Source organism: Bacterioplanes sanyensis (assembly GCF_014652515.1).
GTDB classification, from domain to species: Bacteria; Pseudomonadota; Gammaproteobacteria; order Pseudomonadales; family Oceanobacteraceae; genus Bacterioplanes; species Bacterioplanes sanyensis.
On the sequence record NZ_BMYY01000007.1, the window covers coordinates 20,626 to 40,991 of the forward strand.

The 20,366-nt window shown below is 53.8% G+C and carries 17 protein-coding genes; 11 read left to right on the forward strand and 6 right to left on the reverse strand.

Features of this window, described 5'->3' with window-relative positions:
• Positions 1-239: 239 nt before the first annotated feature.
• Positions 240-950, reverse strand: coding sequence for a hypothetical protein (locus tag IE090_RS11215; protein WP_189388482.1), 711 nt, complete (start codon positions 948-950; stop codon positions 240-242).
• A 220-nt stretch (positions 951-1,170) separates the two neighbouring features.
• Between IE090_RS11215 and IE090_RS11220 the strand changes: the two genes are divergently transcribed.
• From IE090_RS11220 to IE090_RS11250, 7 genes are all read left to right on the forward strand, one after another.
• A complete protein-coding gene (locus tag IE090_RS11220; RefSeq protein WP_189388483.1) occupies positions 1,171-2,391 on the forward strand; it encodes an acyl-CoA dehydrogenase family protein in 1,221 nt (406 codons plus the stop codon).
• A 52-nt stretch (positions 2,392-2,443) separates the two neighbouring features.
• Entirely contained in the window at positions 2,444-3,292 is an 849-nt protein-coding gene (locus tag IE090_RS11225; protein WP_189388484.1) for an SDR family oxidoreductase, read from the forward strand.
• Positions 3,289-4,374, forward strand: a complete 1,086-nt coding sequence (locus IE090_RS11230) for a phosphotransferase family protein (protein WP_189388485.1) — start codon at positions 3,289-3,291, stop codon at positions 4,372-4,374. The genes IE090_RS11225 and IE090_RS11230 overlap by 4 nt, the downstream gene beginning before the upstream one ends.
• 3 nt (positions 4,375-4,377) lie before the next feature.
• Entirely contained in the window at positions 4,378-5,070 is a 693-nt protein-coding gene (locus tag IE090_RS11235) for a histidine phosphatase family protein (RefSeq protein WP_189388486.1), read from the forward strand.
• Positions 5,071-5,093: 23 nt separating this feature from the next.
• Positions 5,094-5,864 (forward strand): SDR family oxidoreductase, encoded by a 771-nt coding sequence (locus IE090_RS11240; RefSeq protein WP_189388487.1) that lies wholly within the window; start codon positions 5,094-5,096, stop codon positions 5,862-5,864.
• Between the two features lie 192 nt (positions 5,865-6,056).
• Positions 6,057-6,320 (forward strand): hypothetical protein, encoded by a 264-nt coding sequence (locus tag IE090_RS11245; protein ID WP_189388488.1) that lies wholly within the window; start codon positions 6,057-6,059, stop codon positions 6,318-6,320.
• Positions 6,321-6,607: 287 nt separating this feature from the next.
• Positions 6,608-7,666 carry an SMP-30/gluconolactonase/LRE family protein gene (locus IE090_RS11250; protein ID WP_189388489.1) on the forward strand — a complete coding sequence of 353 codons (1,059 nt, stop codon included), beginning with the start codon at positions 6,608-6,610 and terminating at the stop codon, positions 7,664-7,666.
• A gap of 9 nt (positions 7,667-7,675) precedes the next feature.
• Here IE090_RS11250 and IE090_RS11255 read toward each other — a convergent pair whose 3' ends face one another.
• Positions 7,676-10,297: a S8 family serine peptidase gene (locus tag IE090_RS11255; RefSeq protein WP_189388490.1), complete on the reverse strand. Its 2,622-nt coding sequence runs from the start codon at positions 10,295-10,297 to the stop codon at positions 7,676-7,678.
• 124 nt (positions 10,298-10,421) lie between these two features.
• Between IE090_RS11255 and IE090_RS11260 the strand changes: the two genes are divergently transcribed.
• From IE090_RS11260 to IE090_RS11275, 4 genes are all read left to right on the forward strand, one after another.
• A complete protein-coding gene (locus IE090_RS11260) occupies positions 10,422-11,930 on the forward strand; it encodes a YifB family Mg chelatase-like AAA ATPase (RefSeq protein WP_189388491.1) in 1,509 nt (502 codons plus the stop codon).
• Between the two features lie 12 nt (positions 11,931-11,942).
• Positions 11,943-12,110 carry a hypothetical protein gene (locus IE090_RS11265; RefSeq protein WP_189388492.1) on the forward strand — a complete coding sequence of 56 codons (168 nt, stop codon included), beginning with the start codon at positions 11,943-11,945 and terminating at the stop codon, positions 12,108-12,110.
• Between the two features lie 70 nt (positions 12,111-12,180).
• Positions 12,181-14,199, forward strand: a complete 2,019-nt coding sequence (gene rep / locus IE090_RS11270) for a DNA helicase Rep (protein ID WP_189388611.1) — start codon at positions 12,181-12,183, stop codon at positions 14,197-14,199.
• 153 nt (positions 14,200-14,352) lie between these two features.
• Positions 14,353-15,099 carry a substrate-binding periplasmic protein gene (locus tag IE090_RS11275; protein WP_189388493.1) on the forward strand — a complete coding sequence of 249 codons (747 nt, stop codon included), beginning with the start codon at positions 14,353-14,355 and terminating at the stop codon, positions 15,097-15,099.
• A gap of 42 nt (positions 15,100-15,141) precedes the next feature.
• Here the strand turns inward: IE090_RS11275 and IE090_RS11280 are convergent, their stop codons facing one another.
• From IE090_RS11280 to IE090_RS11295, 4 genes are all read right to left on the reverse strand, one after another.
• Positions 15,142-15,681 carry an outer membrane beta-barrel protein gene (locus IE090_RS11280; RefSeq protein ID WP_189388494.1) on the reverse strand — a complete coding sequence of 180 codons (540 nt, stop codon included), beginning with the start codon at positions 15,679-15,681 and terminating at the stop codon, positions 15,142-15,144.
• Positions 15,682-15,903: 222 nt separating this feature from the next.
• Positions 15,904-17,718, reverse strand: coding sequence for a glutamine--fructose-6-phosphate transaminase (isomerizing) (glmS, locus tag IE090_RS11285; RefSeq protein WP_189388495.1), 1,815 nt, complete (start codon positions 17,716-17,718; stop codon positions 15,904-15,906).
• Positions 17,719-17,722: 4 nt separating this feature from the next.
• The gene (locus tag IE090_RS11290; RefSeq protein WP_189388496.1) at positions 17,723-18,496 is read right to left on the reverse strand and encodes a DeoR/GlpR family DNA-binding transcription regulator; all 774 of its coding nucleotides are present in this window, start codon (positions 18,494-18,496) and stop codon (positions 17,723-17,725) included.
• 72 nt (positions 18,497-18,568) lie between these two features.
• Complete coding sequence (locus IE090_RS11295; protein ID WP_189388497.1) at positions 18,569-20,257, reverse strand: GGDEF domain-containing protein; 1,689 nt, start codon at positions 20,255-20,257, stop codon at positions 18,569-18,571.
• Positions 20,258-20,366: the final 109 nt, after the last annotated feature.

Here is a 20,366-nt window from a genome sequence, read left to right on the forward strand (position 1 = left end):
TAACGACAAATAGCGCTACAGGCCTTGTTATGACTGGGCTGAAAAGTCTTCAATAATTGACTGCTTGGCCAAGAGCGATGAGAGATGCGCACTGAAAATGCACAGTAAAATACGGAAATGAGATAAGACGGTGCGAAAGAAATGCTGCCAGCAGCTTGAAATAAAAGAGCGAAACAGCTGGAAAGCAAAGTTCGATGAAAGAGAAAAACCGGTGCCATTCAGGCACCGGCAATCAATAATTATTGAGCTACACGAGTGTGCACACGGGTACTCAACTGAGTTGGGTAGCCGCTGCTACCAACCGAATCACTATGGCCGGTGTAAAGCACATCACCGTCCACATGGAAGATGGAGCCACTTTTTAGCCCAGTTGTTACCAGCGTGTGCACCATTTCCAAAGCGGCGCAGTTGGTAATGTCGACCTTTTTACCAATTTCCCAGTCTGCACCACAGGTGTTGTTTTGGTTCATGGCAGTAATCCACTCGGCATCTTGCGGTGCCATTTCAGACGTTACATTACTGGCACGGGTTTTAATCACGGTTTGACCCGAAGATAAGATTTGCGTGCCTTCAAACGAATGAGTGCCGCTAAAGGTCATTACCACTTCTAGGTTGGTACAAGAGGAATCCTTGTAGCTTTCAATCACATAGCTGTAATTGCCGCCATCAAAGGTCAAAGAGCCGGTGTTGCCTGTACCGCCATCCACCACATCACAGTCGTACACCCAAGTACCTTGCAATGGCTCCAAGCCGGTAGCACTTGTGGTATCGCCACCGTCGTTATTGCCATCCGCCGGTGTTTCATCACCGCCGTTGTTGCTGTCGCCACTGTTGTCCACAGGTGGAGTCGACTCGTCGTCTGAAGAGCTAGAGGAGCTATCGCCGCCACAGGCAACGAGTAAGGAAGAAGACAATACCAGTGCCAGCAGGCTGAGTTTGTTTATTTGCATAAAGGCCATCCTTAGATTGGTTATAAAACAGGAGCGCTAACTTAACCCATTGACTGGCAAACTCAACCGCAGCACTTCGTTAACCCCAACCCCGTCGCAGACTGATTGTGCACGACTCGATATATTCACAATACGAATAGAACAAGATAGACAACATTCATTTCTATTATTTTCTCAACCACCCTAGGCTGAATGCATTGATGTCATCTCCGGAGCAACCATGGACTTTCAGCATTCCGCCCAAGCACAAGACTACATCCAGCGCCTAGGGGCCTTTATTCGCGATGAAATCGAACCGGTAGAAGAAGACTACCTGCGTGAACTGCACAGCCTGGAGAATAAATGGGTAGTGCTGCCCATCATCGACGAGTTAAAAGCCAAGGCCAAAGCTGCAGGCTTGTGGAATTTGTTTTTCCCCAACGAGGAGCATGGCGTTGGTTTAAGCAACCTGGAATATGCGCCTTTAGCCGAGCTGACGGGCCGCTCTTTTATTGCTCCGGAGGTGTTTAACTGCAACGCCCCAGATACCGGCAATATGGAAGTGCTGGAAAAATATGGCACCGCTGAACAGCAGGAGCAGTGGCTAAAACCACTGATGGCCGGTGAAATACGCTCTGCCTTTTGCATGACGGAGCCAGGGGTCGCGTCTTCCGATGCCACCAACATGGAAGCTACAGCCACCATCGAAGGCGATGAAGTGGTTCTAAATGGGCGCAAGTGGTGGAGCACAGGGATTGGCCACCCCAACTGCAAAGTCGGTATCTTTATGGGCCTAACCAACCCTGAAGCACCGCGCCACCAACAACATTCGATGGTGCTGTTCCCGATGGATGCCGAAGGCGTCACCATCGAACGCATGTTACCCGTATTTGGCCATTACGATGAACCCTACGGCCATGGCGAAATCAGCTTCGATAATGTTCGCGTACCTATTACCAATATGATCGCAGGCCCAGGCCGCGGTTTTGAAATTGCCCAAGGACGTTTAGGGCCTGGCCGTATTCATCATTGCATGCGTTTGATTGGCATGGCTGAAAAGGCCTTGGAGTTGATGTGCATTCGTGCCTCCCAGCGCACCGCCTTCCGCAAGCCGTTGGTGAATCTCGGTGGCAATCGCGACATTATTGCCAACGCGCGCATGAACATCGAGCAAGCGCGCTTACTGGTATTAAAGGCCGCCTGGATGATCGATAAAGTCGGCGCCGCAGGTGCAATGAGTGAAATATCACAAATTAAAGTCATCGCGCCCAATATGGCTCAGCAAATAATTGATGCTGCCATGCAAATTCACGGTGGTGGTGGTTTATCTGATGATTTCCCGTTAACAGGCATGTTTGCTGCAGCACGTGCTCTGCGCTTGGCCGACGGCCCAGATGAAGTGCATCGTGGCCTCATCGCTAAGATCGAACTGCTGAAATATAAGAAGTACATGCAGGACTGATAGCACGGAAAAGGAAATCAATAATGATGACTCTGCGATCAAAGGGGAAAGCATGAAAACGGTTTTAATCACCGGCGCTGCCAGTGGCCTCGGCAGAGCACTGGCCCTGCGCTTCGCCCGCGAAGGCGCTGATATTTGCATCGCCGATATTAATGCTGAAGGTAGCCAAGAAACGCTCAATTTGGTGCGGCAGGCCGGTGGCCAAGGCTGGGTACATGAACTGGATGTGCGCTCAGAAATACAGTGGCTGCAACTGCAAGACGCCGTGCAGCAACGCTGGGGACGTATCGATGTCGTCATTAATAATGCCGGCGTCGCCACCGGGGACCGCATTGATGCCGGCGAGTGGGCCTGGTGGGAATGGGTGATTGATATCAATATTAAAGGCGTCGCCCTGGGCTGTCGTACCTTTACCCCGATGATGAAAAAAGCCGAAACAGGGCATTTTATTAATGTCGCCTCGCTAGCAGGTTTGATGAAAGCCCCCTCAATGGCGTCTTACAACGCCACCAAAGCGGCGGTAGTCGCGATTTCGGAGACCATGCATTTTGAACTTATGCCTTATGGCATAGGTGTTACCGCTTTATGCCCCGGATTTTTCCGTACCAATTTGGACCACAGCATGAAAACCTCTGATCCGGACATGCTGAAGTTTGTCGACAAAGTATTCGAAGCATCGGCTCTCAACGCCGATGATATCGCTGAAGCGGCGTATCAGGCGATGTTAAAAAACCAGATGATCTGCAACCCTCACTCGGTAGGGCGTCGTGCTTATTTTGTTAAAAAATACCTGCCGTTTTTGTATCGTCGCGGTGTATTAAAAATGGCGTATGGTCTTAAAAAACGTGAACAGCAAAGACAGTCAGCAGCTCAAGTACAGCAACAAGAGAGCGCCTCATGAGTCACCAGTTTATCGACCAGGCTAAAGCGCTGCGCGATAGCGATGCCTTTGATCTTCAGGCCGTTCACAATTGGCTGCTGGCCCAAGGCATTGAGGTTGGACAAACACTGCCGCAAATCCGGCAGTTCTCTGGCGGTGCGTCTAACCTGACCTATCATCTGCTCTACCCAGAGACCCTTGTTCACCACGATTTAATTTTGCGCAGACCGCCTGCCGGCCATAAAGCCGCCAGTGCCCATGACATGAAACGCGAATTTACTGTTATGCAGCGGCTGCAGCCGGTTTACCCCTATGTCCCTAAAATGATCGCATTTTGTGATGATCACACTGTCATTGGCAGTGATTTTTACCTGATGGAGCGTCTTCAGGGCATTATTCCGCGTGGCAATATGCCCAAAGGTATGCAACTGAGCGAGAAGCAAGCGCGCAGCCTGTGCTATTCCGTCATCGACAAATTAATCGACCTGCATCAGGTCAACTACCGAGCTGCCGGGCTTCAAGATTTGGGCAAAGGCCAGGGCTATGTGAAGCGTCAGGTTGATGGTTGGAGCCAGCGCTTTGTTAAATCCAAAACTTGGAATGTGCCCGGATTTAAACCTGTTATGGCCTGGCTGCAGCAGCATCAGCCCAACGATGTTAAAACCTGCATTATTCATAACGACTATCGTATGGATAACCTGGTGCTGAACCCAGATGACCCAGGAGAAATCATCGGTGTACTCGACTGGGAAATGGCCACGCTGGGCGACCCGTTGATGGATTTGGGTGGTGCCTTAGCCTATTGGGTACAAGCCGATGACGATCGAGTGATGCGAATGATTCGCCGCCAGCCCAGTCATTTACCTGGCATGCTGACACGTCAGCAAATTGTCGATTATTACTGTGAAAAAATGGGCTTAGACAGCCGCTTATGGCCCTTTTACGAAGTATTTGGTTTGTTCCGCTTGGCGGTCATTGTGCAGCAAATTTATTACCGCTATCACCATAAGCAAACCGATAACCCAGCGTTTAAACACTTTTGGCTGTTTGTTCACTACATTCATTGGCGCTGCCAGCGCATTATTAAACGCTCTGGGTTGTAACTCATGGCCAGTATTTATTTAGTACGCCATGGCCAGGCCGGTTTTGGCAAGCTCAATTACGATCAACTGTCCGATATCGGCAGTGAACAAGGTGAGCTCGTGGGCAAAGCCCTAACCCTGCGCGGCATTGAGGCGGATATTGTGGTGCATGGAGCCATGCAACGCCATCGTCAAACCCTACAGGCCGCTCAGCGCCACTGGCATAGCCATGGCCCTGTGCATGAATGGGCAGGCTTTAATGAGTTTGATTCCGACGATGTCATTGCCTGCGCTTTTCCTCAATTTCGCCATAAGGCACACTTGGGTGCCTGGTTGCTCACCCAAAAAAATAAATACCGTGCTTTTCAAGAGCTGTTTTCTGAGGCGGTAGTGCGTTGGACCAGCGGCGAGCACGATGGCGACTATCAAGAATCTTGGCCTGCATTTTGTCAGCGCGTTATTGCTGCTACTGAGCAGTTAATGCAGCAATATGCCGGTAAAAACATGGTCGTATTTACCTCCGGCGGTCCCATTACCGCGCTGGCACAGTATTGTTTAAGGCTCGACAACAAGGCTGCGTTTGAACTCAACTGGACACTGCTCAATGGCGGCATTAGCCAATTGCTTTATAGCCGCAGTGGTCGAGTGAACTTGGCGGCATTTAATGAGCAACATCATCTGGCCCTGGCCGGGCCCAAATATCTAACGTACCGTTAACGCGACAATAAGGGAGCTTAGCTATGAACCCACAACAACTATTCGATTTATCCAGTCGCATTGCCCTGGTCACAGGCGCCAGCCGCGGCATTGGCGAGAGCATTGCCAAACTGTTAGCGGCCTCTGGCGCGCACGTTATCGTTTCCAGCCGTAAACTGGATGGCTGTCAGCGCGTTGCCGATGAGATTAAGGAAGCGGGTGGCAGCGCCGAAGCGCTGGCCTGCCATATTGGTGAAATGGAGCAAATCGATGCTTGCTTTAATGCCATCGAAGCCAAGCATGGCAAGCTCGATATTCTGGTTAACAATGCCGCCGCCAATCCGTATTTTGGCCACATTCTCGATACCGATTTAGGCGCCTTTCAAAAAACCGTCGACGTCAATATTCGCGGCTACTTCTTTATGTCTAGCGCTGGCGCCAAGTTAATGAAAAAAGGCGACGGCGGCTCCATTATTAACGTTGCCTCGGTTAATGGCGTGGTGCCAGGTGACATGCAGGGTATTTATTCCATTACCAAATCGGCGGTGATTGCCATGACCAAGGCCTTTGCCAAAGAATGCGCGCAGCAAAATATTCGTGTGAATGCCTTGTTGCCAGGCCTGACCGACACCAAATTCGCTAGCACCTTAACCAGCAACGATGCCATTTTAAAAATGGCACTGATGCACATTCCAATGAAGCGCGTGGCCATGCCCGAAGAAATGGCTGGTACCGTATTGTATTTAGCGTCAAATGCGTCTAGCTATACCACAGGTTCTGCCATTAATGTTGATGGTGGTTATTTGCTAGTTTAACCATCGCTTATTATTCACACCTGGGTCAAAAGAACGACAACTGCATCTTCTTTGACCCATAAAAGAGTGAAATCCCGGCTGTTTTTAAAGGCTGTGCTAGCCGTTTATAACGGCATACTTTTTGAAATAGAACTCTTCGCTAAGGCTTTTGGGCCTGGTGGATTCCTTTTCAAAACAGTTCGGGAGAACATTATGTCGAACGCACACAGAAGAAATAGTATTGGACAAAGCGCTTTGAGTCAGCGCGTGCTCAGCAATGCTAGAGCGAACGGTTCGGTCTATCCGGGCGACACTGTGCAAAACATTCACCACTACAACAGTGTTCAAGACCGCAACAATGGCTTTACCAGTAGTAATAATCAGAACTCACAAATCATCACGGTGCAAAGCCCACGGGGATCTACTTACCAAGTTCATACCCATCAGCAAGGCAACTTCCATAGTCGAACCGAATAAGACTAAGGAAGCTCTGAATTATTCTGCAAAGTTTTACGCGAGTGCAGCAGCCTTTCAGAACAAGACGCCGATGGCAGGAAATGGTCAGCCCTTTTCGATATTGACAACGACGTTATGAAAGCCTGCCGCCCGCGTCCGATGGGTGAACCAGAGAGCTCCAGCTCCGTCGCGGTCCAGAGCGGGTACAAAGTTAATCAAAGGTGCCCTAGGGCTGCATTGATCCACACTTCCGTTTTTCGCACGTCCGTTTATAGTCGCCTTACTTGTGCACGGAATTGCGGATACTTATGAAAGCGTTTATTTCACTTTTAGCCATTGTCATTGTGGCTTTACTGGCGGCGTGGTTTATGCCTTCACCCATCGATGCCATCGCGGTCAGCCCCAGCCAGCCCATTCCACTGGAAGGTCGCTGGCAGGCCAATGATGCCTTGCAAACAACGCAAGTCACGCAGTTGCCACCCGGCAAGCGTGGCGGTGAGGACATCGCCAAAGACAAGTTAGGTTGTCTTTATACCGGCACAGAAGACGGCAGTATTTTACGCAAGTGCCCCTACGCCAGCTGGGAGCAACTGGTGAACACCGGCGGGCGTCCTCTGGGCCTGGCCTTTGATGACAAACAAAACCTGATCATTGCCGATGCCGTCAAAGGCCTTTTGCGCATGACACCTAAGTTTGAGCTTGAGGTGTTGGCCCATCAATATCAGGGGCAGCCGTTGGGTGTGGTAGACGATGTCGATATCGGCGCCGATGGCACCCTGTATTTCTCTGACGCCTCCAGTCGCTACCCACTGAGCAAACTGACGTTGGATATTTTGGATGGCCGTCCTTCTGGGCGCTTGTTTGCTTTTGATCCGACCAGCCAACAGCTAACACTGCTGGCCGATGAGTTGGCGTTTGCCAATGGCGTGGCCGTCGATGCCGAGCAAGATTTTGTTTTAGTGAATGAAACCTTTCGCTACCGCATCAGCAAGGTTTGGCTGAAGGGCGCCAAAGCCGGACAACGTGAAGTCTTGGTCGATCGGCTGCCAGGCTTGCCCGATGGCATTGCACGGGCAGAAAACGGCACCTACTGGCTGTCGCTTTATGGCCTGCGCCCCGAGCTGGTCGATCGCATTCATCCCAAGCCTTGGCTCAAAAATCAGTTAGCCAAATTACCCACCGCACTGGCACCGCTGCCGGCCCCTTACGGTTTAATTGTGCAAATTAACGCCGACGGCGAGGTGCTGCAAACTCTGCATGACCAAGCCGCCGTGGCCATCGGCGGCATTACCTCGGTTCAGCCGGAGAAAGACGGCTTGTACCTGGGTACCTTGCATATGAACCGCATTGGCAAATTGGCGTTTTAACCGCTGCCTTTAATCGTCCAGCTGGCGCTGCAGACCTTGCTGCTTGGCGTGTGCTGAAGGCACGGAGGTAGACTCAATGCGGCCGCCAGCGACAATGCGCACCAGGAAGTTCAGCCCTGAGACATCGGCATCGGTCACCTCGATGATTTGCTCAGCTCCCAATGCTGGATAGGCACCGCACGTTTCTGCCGGCGTGCACACAAAGCCATCCACGTCTAAATCCGTGCCGGCACTGATGCGATATTCGCCTGGCGTCACGTTGCTAAAACTAAAGCTGCCATCTGCCGCAACGGCTTCACTGTCGATGGTGGTATTGCCACTGCGATCCAGCAATAGCACATAATGCTGGGTCAGTTCACCGTCCACCGTTTGGCTGCCCACCAATAAGAAGACAGGTACCGTTAAGGCATTGCCTTCCGTGGGTGTAATCATGATTTCACTGTTGTAAAAGCCATCGGCTAAGCCGCTGATATCTGCCGTTACTTGATAGTCGCCCAAGCCATTGGCATCGGTAGCGGCTGGGCTAATGCTGAGCCAGTCCGATGTTTCAGCAACCGTTACCGTAGGGGAGCCGCCGCCAACATTGGCGATGGTTAACGTGCTGCTCACGCTGGCAGAAAACTGCAGCTCATCCGGCGTCGCACTGAGCTGAACCGGTAGTTCAGGCGCTTCGCCGCCATTGGCAAGCGCTGCTGCCGCTCGCACCGCTTTGCTGGCGTCGATTAAGCCGTAGCCAAAACTGTTGTCGCGGCCGCTGATGCCAATGTCTTGGGTTAGTTCACCGGCCATCAGCAGCTGGTCAAACTGATCCGGCGTCAGCGCGGAGTTCACACTTTTCATCAATGCAGCGACCGCGGCCACATGCGGCGCCGCCATGGAGGTGCCCTGCTCAAACATGTAGCTGGCACGACGGCTGCCGGTTTGATCGTCAACAAAGGTGCTGTAAACGCCATCTGGGTTGCCGTCGCGGTTTAAGTCTCGACGTGCATCGCCGCCGGGGGCGGCGACATCAATGGTACTGCCAAAGTTAGAGTAGTAAGCCAAATTGTCGTTAAAGGTGGTGGCACTTACTGACACCACGCCTTCGTACGCCGCTGGATAACTCGGCAAGCTGGTCGATTCATTGCCAGCCGCCGCCACAATAATGACCCCAGCTTGGCGTACGCGCTGAAAGGCCGCTTCCTCTGCCGCCGAGTAGCTGCCACCGCCGAGGGACATATTGATCACATCGGCCCGGCGGGCCGGCACAGTGCCGCTGTCATTGTCCAAACCCGCCGCCCAATAGGCCGCTTGAATAATATCGTAGGTGGTACCACCGCCTTCACCCAGCACCCGCATCGGCATGACCTTGGCGCCCCAGCTGGCACCGGCAACACCGTCGCCGTTGTCATTCAAGGCGGCGACCGTGCCGGCCACATGGGTGCCATGCCAAGAGCTTTGCCCGCGCGTGGCGCTGTCGCCAGGGTCATCAGGGTTGCTATCAATGCCATCGCCGTCACGGGAGATGTCCACCAAACTGATGAAGTCGTAGCCAGGCACTAACTGCCCGGAAAACTCAGGGTGCTGCAGAAAAACCCCAGTATCCAACACCGCCACAATCGGTGCTGGGCTGGCGTTCTCGGCCAAGGCTAAATCCCAGGCCTGCGGTAAGTTGATGGCCGGATAATGCCATTGCCAGTTGTAGCCAGGATCATCGGGCACTTTGAACGCCTGGCGAATGTAGTTGGGCGAGGCGTATTCCACCTCGCCACTGAGGCGCAGCTTTTTAATCTCCATCAAGGTACGGCGCTGGCGCTCAAACTGACTCTCTGTTCGCGCTATCGCGCGCGCTTGTGGGTTCGATGGTTTGGCCCAGTCAAACACCAGCCGCTGCGGCCTAGGCGCTTTGGCGGAGGCTGTGCGTGCGGTCGATGAGGTCTGCTTGTAACGCACCACAGCTTCACCACTGATAAAGTCATCGCTGACCGTCTGCTTTGAGGACGAAGCAGTTCCCGGCGGCAATAGCCTCAGCACATACTTGGACTGGCCTTCATAGGCGTAGATGTTGATAAAGTATTCGCCAGTGGTGGGGACCTGCAATTGCTCGTACTCGCCGGTGGCGTTCGATGTGAGTACCGGCTCACTTTCATCGGTCAACTGCATTAGCAAATCCAGATCGTTGTTAAACACCGACACCACACCGCCGGTAAAGGAATCCACCACCTGCAGTTGCACGATCTGACCTTGCTGCAGGCGTACGCGGTAGTAGTCATTGCGATCGGCACTCAAAGCAAAACGTGCCTGGGATGGCGACTGCCCTGACGCCTGCGCCGAAGCAAAGCCTTGCACGGTGGCGACATTCGGTAAGGACTGAGCGCTGGTTGTACTGTTGTTGTCTTGGTAATCGGCAAGCACATCGTTCACGTCGGAATCGACCAACAAGGACGCTGCCGGCTCTAACTTGCCACTGAGAGTAAACTCGGTGGCGACAGGCTCAGGTTCGGGCTCTGGCTCAGGTTGCGGATCAGGCTGCGTCGGAGGCTGTGGGCTCGGCTCTCGCTCCGAGCTGCCTCCGCCACCACCGCCACACGCGGTGAGCGAAGCCATCAAGATCAATAACGCCAGATGCGCTGGCCAAGCTGAATTCGTCATGTCGCTATCCCTAACTGCTATGCCGTCAGTATCGCATTAGCGCCTGAGTTTTGCAGGCGACGACCTTTGTCAGTTGTGTCAGGGTGCAGTAGTCTGACAAAGTGATTTCAGCAAGGGATGGCGTATGTCACTGGCTCAAGTTTTTACCCGCGCCCAATGTGGCGTCGATGCGCCCCTGGTGCGAGTGGAAGTGCATTTGTCCTCCGGCTTACCGTCTCTTTCTCTGGTGGGCTTACCGGAAACCGCGGTGAAAGAAAGCAAAGACCGAGTTCGCAGCGCCCTGCTCAACAGCGGCTTTGATTTTCCCGCCAAGCGCATCACCATCAATTTGGCCCCCGCCGAGTTGCCCAAAGAAGGCGGCCGCTACGACCTGGCCATCGCTTTGGGCATTCTGGCCGCCTCGGCCCAAGTGCCCGCCAGCGCCTTAGATCAGCATGAGTTTATTGGCGAGCTGGCGCTCAGCGGCCAGTTACAGCCGGTTCAGGGCACTCTGCCAGTCGCCTTGATGGCCACCCAGCAACAACATCGCTTGGTCGTGCCGAGCGCCAATGCCTGCGAAGCCGCCTTGTGCCCTAATGTCGATGTCATCAGTGCCTCCAGCCTCGCCGACGTCACCGCCTATTTGCACGGCCAGCAAACGTTACCCCAAGCCAGCCCTGCAGCCGCCGACTCAGCACCCGACTTGGAAGTTGCAGACCTAGCCGATGTGCGCGGTCAGCAGCAAGCCAAGCGCGCGTTAGAAGTTGCCGCGGCAGGCCAACACAATTTGCTGTTTATCGGCCCGCCGGGCACAGGTAAAACCATGCTCGCAACCCGCCTGCCCGGGATTTTACCGCCCATGAGCGAAAGTGAGGCGCTGCAATCGGCCTCGGTGCAGTCCTTGTGTGGTCAAAGCGACTGGCTCCAACACTGGCGTCAGCGACCTTTTCGGGCGCCACATCACACAGCTTCAGGCGTCGCCTTAGTGGGGGGCGGCATGAACCCAAAGCCCGGCGAAATCTCCCTCGCTCACGGCGGCGTGCTGTTTCTCGATGAACTGCCCGAATACAGCCGCAAAGTGTTGGATGTGTTGCGTGAACCATTAGAAAGCGGCCGCATTGTGATCAGCCGTGCGCGCCAAAGCATTGAGTACCCAGCGCGCTTTCAATTACTGGCGGCGATGAATCCTTGTCCGTGCGGCTATTTTGGTGACCCGAACGGCCGCTGTCGCTGCACCCATGAGCAAGTGCAGCGCTATCAAAATCAAGCCTCAGGACCACTGCTGGATCGCATCGATTTGCACGTCGCCGTGCCGCCGGTTGCGCTTAGCCAACTGCAGGCGCAACCCAGCGGTGAAAGCAGTGCCGTGGTGCGCCAACGCGTGGTTGCCGCACGTGAGCGCCAGCAACAGCGCCAAGGCTGCACCAATGGTCAGCTCAGCAGCCGTCAAACCGAGCAGGTTTGCCAACTCAACAGCAGCGATCATGATTGGTTCAGCCACACGGTCGAGCAGTTGCAGCTGTCGGCTCGTGCCTATCACCGCTTGTTGAAAATCGCCCGCACCTTGGCTGACCTAGCAGGCAGCGACGCCATTCAGCGCGCACACCTGGCGGAAGCCATCGGCTATCGCGCCCTTGATCGTTACCTTCACTGACCGGAGCCCAGCATGTCACGTCAAACGCTGATCTTTTTTATCGTTGTCGTGTTGTTGATAGCGGCACTGGTGATTTACCACCTCAATACCGACAGCCCCTACAACTCCGAGGTGTTTTTCGGTAAAGAGCTGACCCATGAGACAGGCACGCAAGCCAGATCATCGTCAGCTGACAGCTGAGTCGCGGCGCTGGCGATGGTAGACTACGGCGCTTGCCTGAACACAGTCAGTGGTTGTCTCCGTGGTTGATTTGTCCCAGTTAAATCCGCGCCAGCGTGAAGCGGCGAAATACATTGATGGCCCCTTGTTGGTACTGGCCGGTGCCGGCTCGGGTAAAACCTCAGTGATTACCCGCAAAATCGCCTACCTGATCGGCAGCTGCGGCATCAAAGCACATCACATTGCCGCCGTGACCTTTACCAACAAGGCCGCGCGCGAGATGAAAGAGCGGGTGAACTCACTGGTGGGCAAAGGCGGTGCCAAAGGCCTGACGGTGTCCACCTTCCATAACTTGGGCCTCAACATCATTCGCCAGGAGCTGAAAACCGCCGGCTACAAGGCGGGGTTTTCCATTCTCGACCAGGATGACTGTAAGAACATCATTCGCGATGTCATGCATCGCGAGCACGGTGACGACGGCGACATGATCGAACTGGTGCAAAACAGCATCAGCAATCTCAAAAATGACCTGGTCACTCCAGAGCACGCGCTGCAAATCGCACAAAGCCCGCAAGAAATGATGATTGCGCAAACCTATTCGGTGTATCAGCGCATGCTCAAAGCCTACAACGCCGTCGATTTTGACGACCTTATCATGGTGCCCACCTTGCTGTTTCGCGATCACAGCGAAGTGCTGGCACGCTGGCAAAAGAAGATTCGCTACCTGCTGGTGGACGAATACCAAGACACCAATACCAGCCAGTACGAGCTGGTGAAGCTTTTGGTGGGCCATCGCAGTGGGCTGACTGTCGTAGGCGATGATGACCAATCGATTTACGCCTGGCGCGGCGCACGCCCTGAGAACCTGGCGCTGTTAAAAAAGGACTTCCCGACGCTGAAGCTGGTCAAGCTGGAGCAAAACTACCGCTCCACCGGGTTGATTTTGCACGCTGCCAACCATGTGATCGATAACAACCCGCACGAGTTTGAGAAAAAGCTCTGGTCTGATAAAGGCTATGGCGACCCGATCCGCATTCTTAAATGCCGCAATGACGAAGCCGAGGCTGAGCGCGTGGTCACCGAGATCATCGAGCGGCGTATGCGCTACGGCTGCAGCTACCGTGACTTTGCCGTGCTGTATCGCGGCAACCACCAGTCGCGAGTGCTGGAAATGAAGATGCAGGCTTTTCAGGTGCCGTACAAACTTAGTGGCGGCCAGTCGTTTTTTGGCCGCAACGAAATCAAAGACATCATGGGCTATTTGCGCTTGCTGATTAATCCCAGCGACGACGCCGCATTTTTGCGCATCATCAATACGCCGCGGCGCGAAATTGGCCCCACCACCATTGAAAAGCTCAGCGAATATGCCGCCATGCGCGGCACCAGCTTGATGTCTGCCACCACCGAAATGGGGCTGGAGCAGGTGTTGATGCCCAAGGCCACCGATCGTCTGCGGCGCTTTGGTCATTGGCTCGAAACCGTAACACGCAACGCCTACACCGATGACCCAGTGGCGGCCATCAAAGAGCTGATCAACGACATCGATTACGAAGGCTGGCTGCTGCAAAACTCCGGCACCCCGCACCAGGCCGAGCGACGCATGAAAAACGTTTGGTTCCTAGTCGACTCCGTCAGCAGAATGATTGAAAAAGCCGATGAGCTGGGCGATGAATGCACCATCGAAGACGCCGTTGGCAAACTGGTGCTGCGCGACATGCTGGAGCAACAGGAGCAAGAGGATGAAAACGACCAGGTGCAATTGCTCACCTTGCACGCCTCCAAGGGGTTGGAATATCCACACGTTTACATCATCGGCATGGAAGAAGAACTGATGCCGCACCGCAACAGCATTGAGGCCAATACCATCGAAGAAGAACGCCGGCTGATGTATGTGGGCATCACACGCGCTAAACGCACCCTCACCCTCACCTACGCCGCCAAGCGTCGCCAGTATGGTGAAACCGCTGCCACTACCCACTCGCGCTTTTTAGATGAACTGCCTCACAACGACGTGGAGTGGGAAGGCAAAAGCGAAACCTCGGTAGAAGAGCAAAAAGAGCGCGGTCAGCAAACATTGAACAGCCTGAAAGACATGCTGGCCGACTTTTAAGGCAGCACGGCATTATTTGGTGCCCTCCTTGGATTGGGAGCCAACCTCATCTATCGCCACACTCACCCGCCAGACTTTTTTACCTTCGCACTTGCATTAAGTGAGGGGCATCTATACTGCCAACATCCCCCCAGCAAATGCGAGAAACTCACCATGATACGACTGATTGCCTTGGCAGTAACCGCCATAGTCAGCCTGCCCTTGCAGGCTCAAACCCTCACATTTTGCGGCGATAGCGCCGGCTGGCCACCTTATACCTATGAAGAAAACGGCGTCGTCAAAGGCTACGATGTGGATGTACTTAAAGCCATACTCGAGCCCCAAGGCATTACCGTTGACGTGCAAATGCTACCGTGGAAGCGCTGCTTGCAAGATACCGACAACGGTAAAATACACGCTGCTTTAAGCGCCTCCGCAAACGATGAGCGTCGCAAAAAGTATCGCCTAACCGAGTACTATTACACCGTACAGCCCAGTTATATTTATGTAAAAGAACGCTTTCCCGGTGGCGTTCAGCTAACCGCATCAGAGGCGCTCAAACAGCATAAAATTTGTGGTTTACGTGGCTACAACTACGATGGCTTTGGATTGTCGTCTGAAAAAGTCGACAGAGACACCAACAATTTCAAGCAATTATTTCAAAAAACCAAAGCCGGTCGCTGTGATTTAATTCTAGCGCGCTATGAAATTCTGGTGGGCTTTGCTTTGATGGGTGAAAACTATCTCACCGACGAATGGGGCTATAACGCCATTCCCGGCATAGAAGGCGATAAATTCTATATGCTAGTCAGCCGCAATATTCCCGATAGCGAAGCGGTAGAGAAAAAGCTGAGCGACGGCATTAAACAGTTGCGCTCGGAAGGTAAATTGGAAGCGCTATTAAAGCCTTACTTGAACTAAATTGGACGAAGGGCACTGCATAGGCAGTGCCCACTACAGGTTTTAGAACTTGTAGTTTACGCCAGCGTTCATACTGGAAACGTCAATAACGTCAACTTCACCGAAAACGGTGTAGTTCGCTTCGACAGACAGCTGCTGATTCAGTTTAAACTCACCACCGATACCATAGAGAATATTCATTTCGCTATCATCATAGTAGTCTGAGTCGAGTGACAGATAGTTCAAGCCCAACTTAGCGTGAATAGAAGCTTGTTCATTAAAACTGAATCCCAGTTTACCAGCACCCAACATAGAATAACCAGTGAGTTCGTTACTGGTGCCATCGAACTCAGAGCTTCCCAGGTAAATAAAGCCGGCTTCAGCTGAAAGATTGATTTGCTCTGGCAGGCCAGCATTCGTTAGGCCTTTAAATGGCACACCTACAACACCGCCAAAACCGATGGAGTTATCCAGATCCCAAATGCCAATATCGTAGTCAACGATGTGCATGCTCGCGCCAACATACTTGTTATCCAGATCCAGTTGCATGGCTGAAGCGTTCACGCTGGCCAGCAAAGCGGCCGCTAATACTGTTTTTTTCACTGTTCCCTTCCTTAAATTGGAATACGATTGACTTCACCTCGCGCCATCGCAGGGAACAGCTAACACTGACACCCGTCCCTGGATTAGCGCCGAGCGCATGGTAACGATGCGACACTCGCATTGCAATTTGCTCAATGAGACTTGCGTCAATAATTCACAAAGCCAAACTCACGGCAGCCAAGCGCTCTTTGTCTTACCTGACAAAACACCGACTATAAAACGCTATTCCACCGTCACACTTTTCGCCAAGTTACGCGGCTGGTCGACGTCGGTGCCTTTAATCACTGCCACGTGGTAGCTCAGCAACTGCAATGGAATGGTGTACACAATCGGCGCAATGCGATTGTCACAGTGCACCACGGGCAAGACCATGACATTGCCTTCGGTATTCAGGCCCGCCGCTTCGTCAGCAAAGATAAACAACTCGCCACCGCGGGCGCGCACTTCTTCAATGTTGGATTTCAGCTTTTCCACCAGCTCATTATTCGGCGCCACCACGACGATGGGCATTTCGGCGTCGATCAGCGCCAGCGGGCCATGCTTGAGCTCGCCCGCGGCGTAGGCTTCGGCATGAATGTAGGAGATTTCTTTGAGCTTTAACGCCCCTTCCATCGCGATTGGGTATTGGCTGCCACGGCCTAAAAACAGCGCGTGGTGTTTTTCAGCAAAGCGCTGTGCTAGGGCTTCGATGTCGCTGTTCATTGCCAATGATTTTTCTATCAACGCCGGCAAATGCGCTAACGCTGCAGCGATGTCTTTTTCTTGCTCAGTGCTCAGCTGGCGACCACGGCCAAGTGCTACGGTAAGCAGCATCAAGGCCACCAATTGCGTGGTAAAGGCCTTAGTCGAAGCCACGCCAATTTCTGCCCCGGCACGGGTCATCAGCGCCATATCGGATTCGCGCACCAGCGACGAGCCCGGCACATTGCAGATCGCCAAGGTTTGCTGATAGCCAATGTCTTTGGCCAAACGCAATGCCGCCAAGGTGTCTGCGGTTTCACCGCTTTGGGAAATCGTTACCAGTAAGGAGGATGGGCGCACCACCGAGCGGCGATAGCGAAACTCCGAGGCAATTTCGACGTTGCACGGTACCCCGGCCAGGCTTTCTATCCAGTAACGCGCCGTCATCGCCGCATGATAGGAGGTGCCACAAGCGATGATTTGCACCTGCTCCACCTGGCTAAGGTCGCCCAGCGCTTCGAGGTTGAGCTGACCGTTTTCCAACCGCCCTTCCAAAGTGTTGGCAATGGCTTGGGGCTGTTCGTAAATCTCTTTCAGCATGTAATGGCGGAATTGGCCCTTATCACCGGCATCATGCTCCACCGTCGATTCCACCAGCGGTCGCTCGACCACTTGGTCTTGGCTGTCGAAAACTTGGTAACTGCGACGTTCGATCAAAGCGACGTCGCCCTCTTCCAAAAACGCAAAGCGCTGGGTGACGGGCAGCAACGCCAGTTGATCCGAAGCAATAAAGTGCTCACCAATGCCTGCACCAATCACCAAGGGGCTGCCGGAGCGCGCCACTACCAGCTGTTCAGGCGACTGCTCGTCCATCACCACCATGCCGTAGGCACCGGTGAGTTGTTTGCGTGTTGCCATCACCGCTTGCAACAAGGCATGGCCTTGCTGGCGAAAACTGGCAATCAAGTGGGCGATGACTTCGGTATCGGTTTGCGACTGAAACTCAAACCCCTGCTGCTGCAGCTGTTGGCGCAACTCGCTGTGGTTTTCGATAATGCCGTTATGCACCACCATGATCGGGCCCGATTGGTGCGGGTGGGCATTGGCTTCCGATGGCTGGCCGTGGGTCGCCCAGCGGGTATGGGCAATACCGGTGCCGCCTTGAATCGGTGTTTGTGCCAAGGCTTCGGCCAAGGCTTCGACTTTGCCCAAGCGGCGCAAACGCTGCACCTGGCCTTGGGATGCTTGCACCGCCAAACCGGCGGAGTCATAACCGCGGTATTCCAAGCGCTGCAGGCCGGTTAAAAGAATATCTGCTACGTCACGTTGCGCGACTGCGCCTACGATGCCACACATACGGTCACCCTTGTGCTGGCGCCACGGTTTCGACCCGTACGCCGTGAGATTCAATGGATTGCTGTTGCTCGGCGGTCAAACCGTTGTCGGTAATCAGCAAGTCAACCTGCTGCCAAGCCAGCTCAAGATTAGGAATGCGACGGCCGATTTTGTCAGATTCAGCCAGCACCACCACTTCACGCGCTGCCTTAGCCATGGCCCGGCTCAGCGACATCAGTTCATTAAAGGTGGTGGTACCGCGCTGCAGATCGATGCCATCACAGCCAATAAATAGATGGTCAAAGTCGTAACTGGCCAACACCTGCTCCGCCACTTGGCCTTGAAACGATTCCGACTGCGCATCCCAAGTGCCGCCGGTCATTAGCAGCGTCGGCTCATTGTCTAACGCCAATAACTGCCGGGCGACGGCGAGGGAATTGCTCATCACCACCAAGCCACGCTTGTGCTCCAGATGTGGAATCAGTGCGGCCGTGGTGGAGCCATAATCAATAATCAAGCGTTGATGGTCGCGAATGCGGCGGGCGGCCGCCGCTGCAATCGCTACCTTTCGATTCGAAACCTTGGATGCTTCGCTCTTGGCCAAATCTCCGGGAATGGGAACGGCGCCACCGTAACGCCGTAACAGCAGTCCGCTGCTTTCTAACGCCTTTAAATCCTTACGAATCGTCACTTCAGAGGTGTTTAACCAAGCCGCTAAGGCGTCCACCTGAACTTCACCGCTTTGCTGCAGTGTCGTAAGAATGCGCTGTCGGCGCTGTAGTGTTTGTCCGCGAGCCATATTTGGTTTCGAATCAAAATAAAAACGAAACCATAAAGAAAGATTCTAGCCAGTACAAGTTCAGTGAGCGGCCTAGCCATCGTCTCCTATCTGCACCTGATTGCGACCGTTCTCTTTGGCTTTGTAAAGCGCCTTATCAGCACGGTCGAACACACTCTCGGGCTCTTCCATGGCACCAAACTCAGCAATGCCAAACGACATGGTGATGGGCACCGGCTGCTTCTTAAAATGAAACGGCGCTTTTTCTATCGCCTGGCGCAGCTTTTCAGTGGCGACCATGGCCTCGCTGGCGTTGGTCTCTGGCATCAAAATGACAAACTCTTCACCGCCGTAGCGGGCGATAAAGTCGACGTCGCGCAGGTATTTGCGCATGGCTCGCGCCAGTAACTGCAATACCTTGTCCCCCGCTAAGTGACCGTAGTTATCATTGATGGACTTGAAGTGATCGACGTCCGCAATCGCCAGGGTCAGCGCACCGCCGTAGCGCGTGCGCCGCTTTAATTCTTGGTCTAGCCGCAAGGCGTAGGCCTCGCGGTTTGGCAGGCCGGTCAAGCCATCGTGAGTGGCGCGGCGTTTTTGCTCTTCGATGACTTTGCGTGCCGCCGAGGCTTCTTTCTCCATTTCATCGAGCCGGTTTTGCAGCATTTCTAACTTGGCAGCTAAGCGTTGCTCGCGCTCGCTCTCGTCCTCTTGATACTTTTCCATCGCGCGCACGATCAACGTTAAATGCTCACGCACACTGGAACCCAGCTCACCAAGGTCGCGAGAACCGGTGACCACCGAGCGAATATCGGCAATTTGATCACGCACTAAGCCGTCTAGGTCTTGGCGGGCGCGCTCACGCTCAGCCTGCCCTGTGTGAGCGTCGGTCACCAGCAGCTGAATGGCGCGCAGGCGCTCATCTAGGTTGGATAAGAAGCGCTCAAACTCCTGTTGGCCACTGCCCAAACAATCAATCAGTAGCTCTGCAGTATCCTCTAGCAGCGGCACCAGCTCGTACCAGTTAAGGCCTTTGCTCAACCGAGCTTGCAGGTCATTGGCGGAGGTATTTAGCCGCTCGGGGATCACCAGCTGAGACAGCAAACTCAACAGCGTTTGCGATACTTCTTCGGCAATATGAGAAAAGCCCGGCTCTCCCTCTTGGTGCTGAGCAACATCGGTTGCCTGATCTAGCTGAATGGGCGCAGCGGACAGCACACTCTGGGAGGCCTCTTGTTGCTCCTCCTGCCCTTCTTGCGAGCGAGGCGCAAACCAGCGCTGCCACCATTTGGTTTTACTTTCTTCTTGGCCCTCCAGGGTCGCAAGCTCGCCGAGGATTTGCACCCAAGCTTGTAGCTGGTTGATGTAACCTGACCAGTTTTGCAACTCAGATTGTGCCTGCTTACGCACTTCTTTGATGCGTCGCAATAGCGGCTTGGGAAGTGGGCAATCGGCCAGCTTCTTAGCAACATCGGACAGCTCGCCCAGTAAAACTTCGGCCTGAGCCGCGTTTTGATCTTCAAAACGCCGTACCGCACGCTCAAGGTCAGACATGGTTTTTTCCATGCCGTGAGCGCCCGGCTTGAGCGCCTCGCGCAAATGCCCTAGAGCGGCATCAACGCTGGACTCCTGCCCTTCAGCCAATAAAGACACCATGACCAATGCACGCCGCAGCTGGTCTTGGTTTTCTTCGCTGCTGTGCTTGAGCTGCTCGTGGCTTTCCACCAGATCAAGATATTTGTCTCGCCAGCGACGGGCGGAATCTCCCGCTTCTGCAGCCATAGCCTTCCCCTTGGGTGTTTAATGCCAGCCTCATTATAGGTAAGTCTGAACTTGATGATGTGATGAGTGTTCTTCTAAACAACTCAGTCTCTGCTCAAGTGCAACAAGC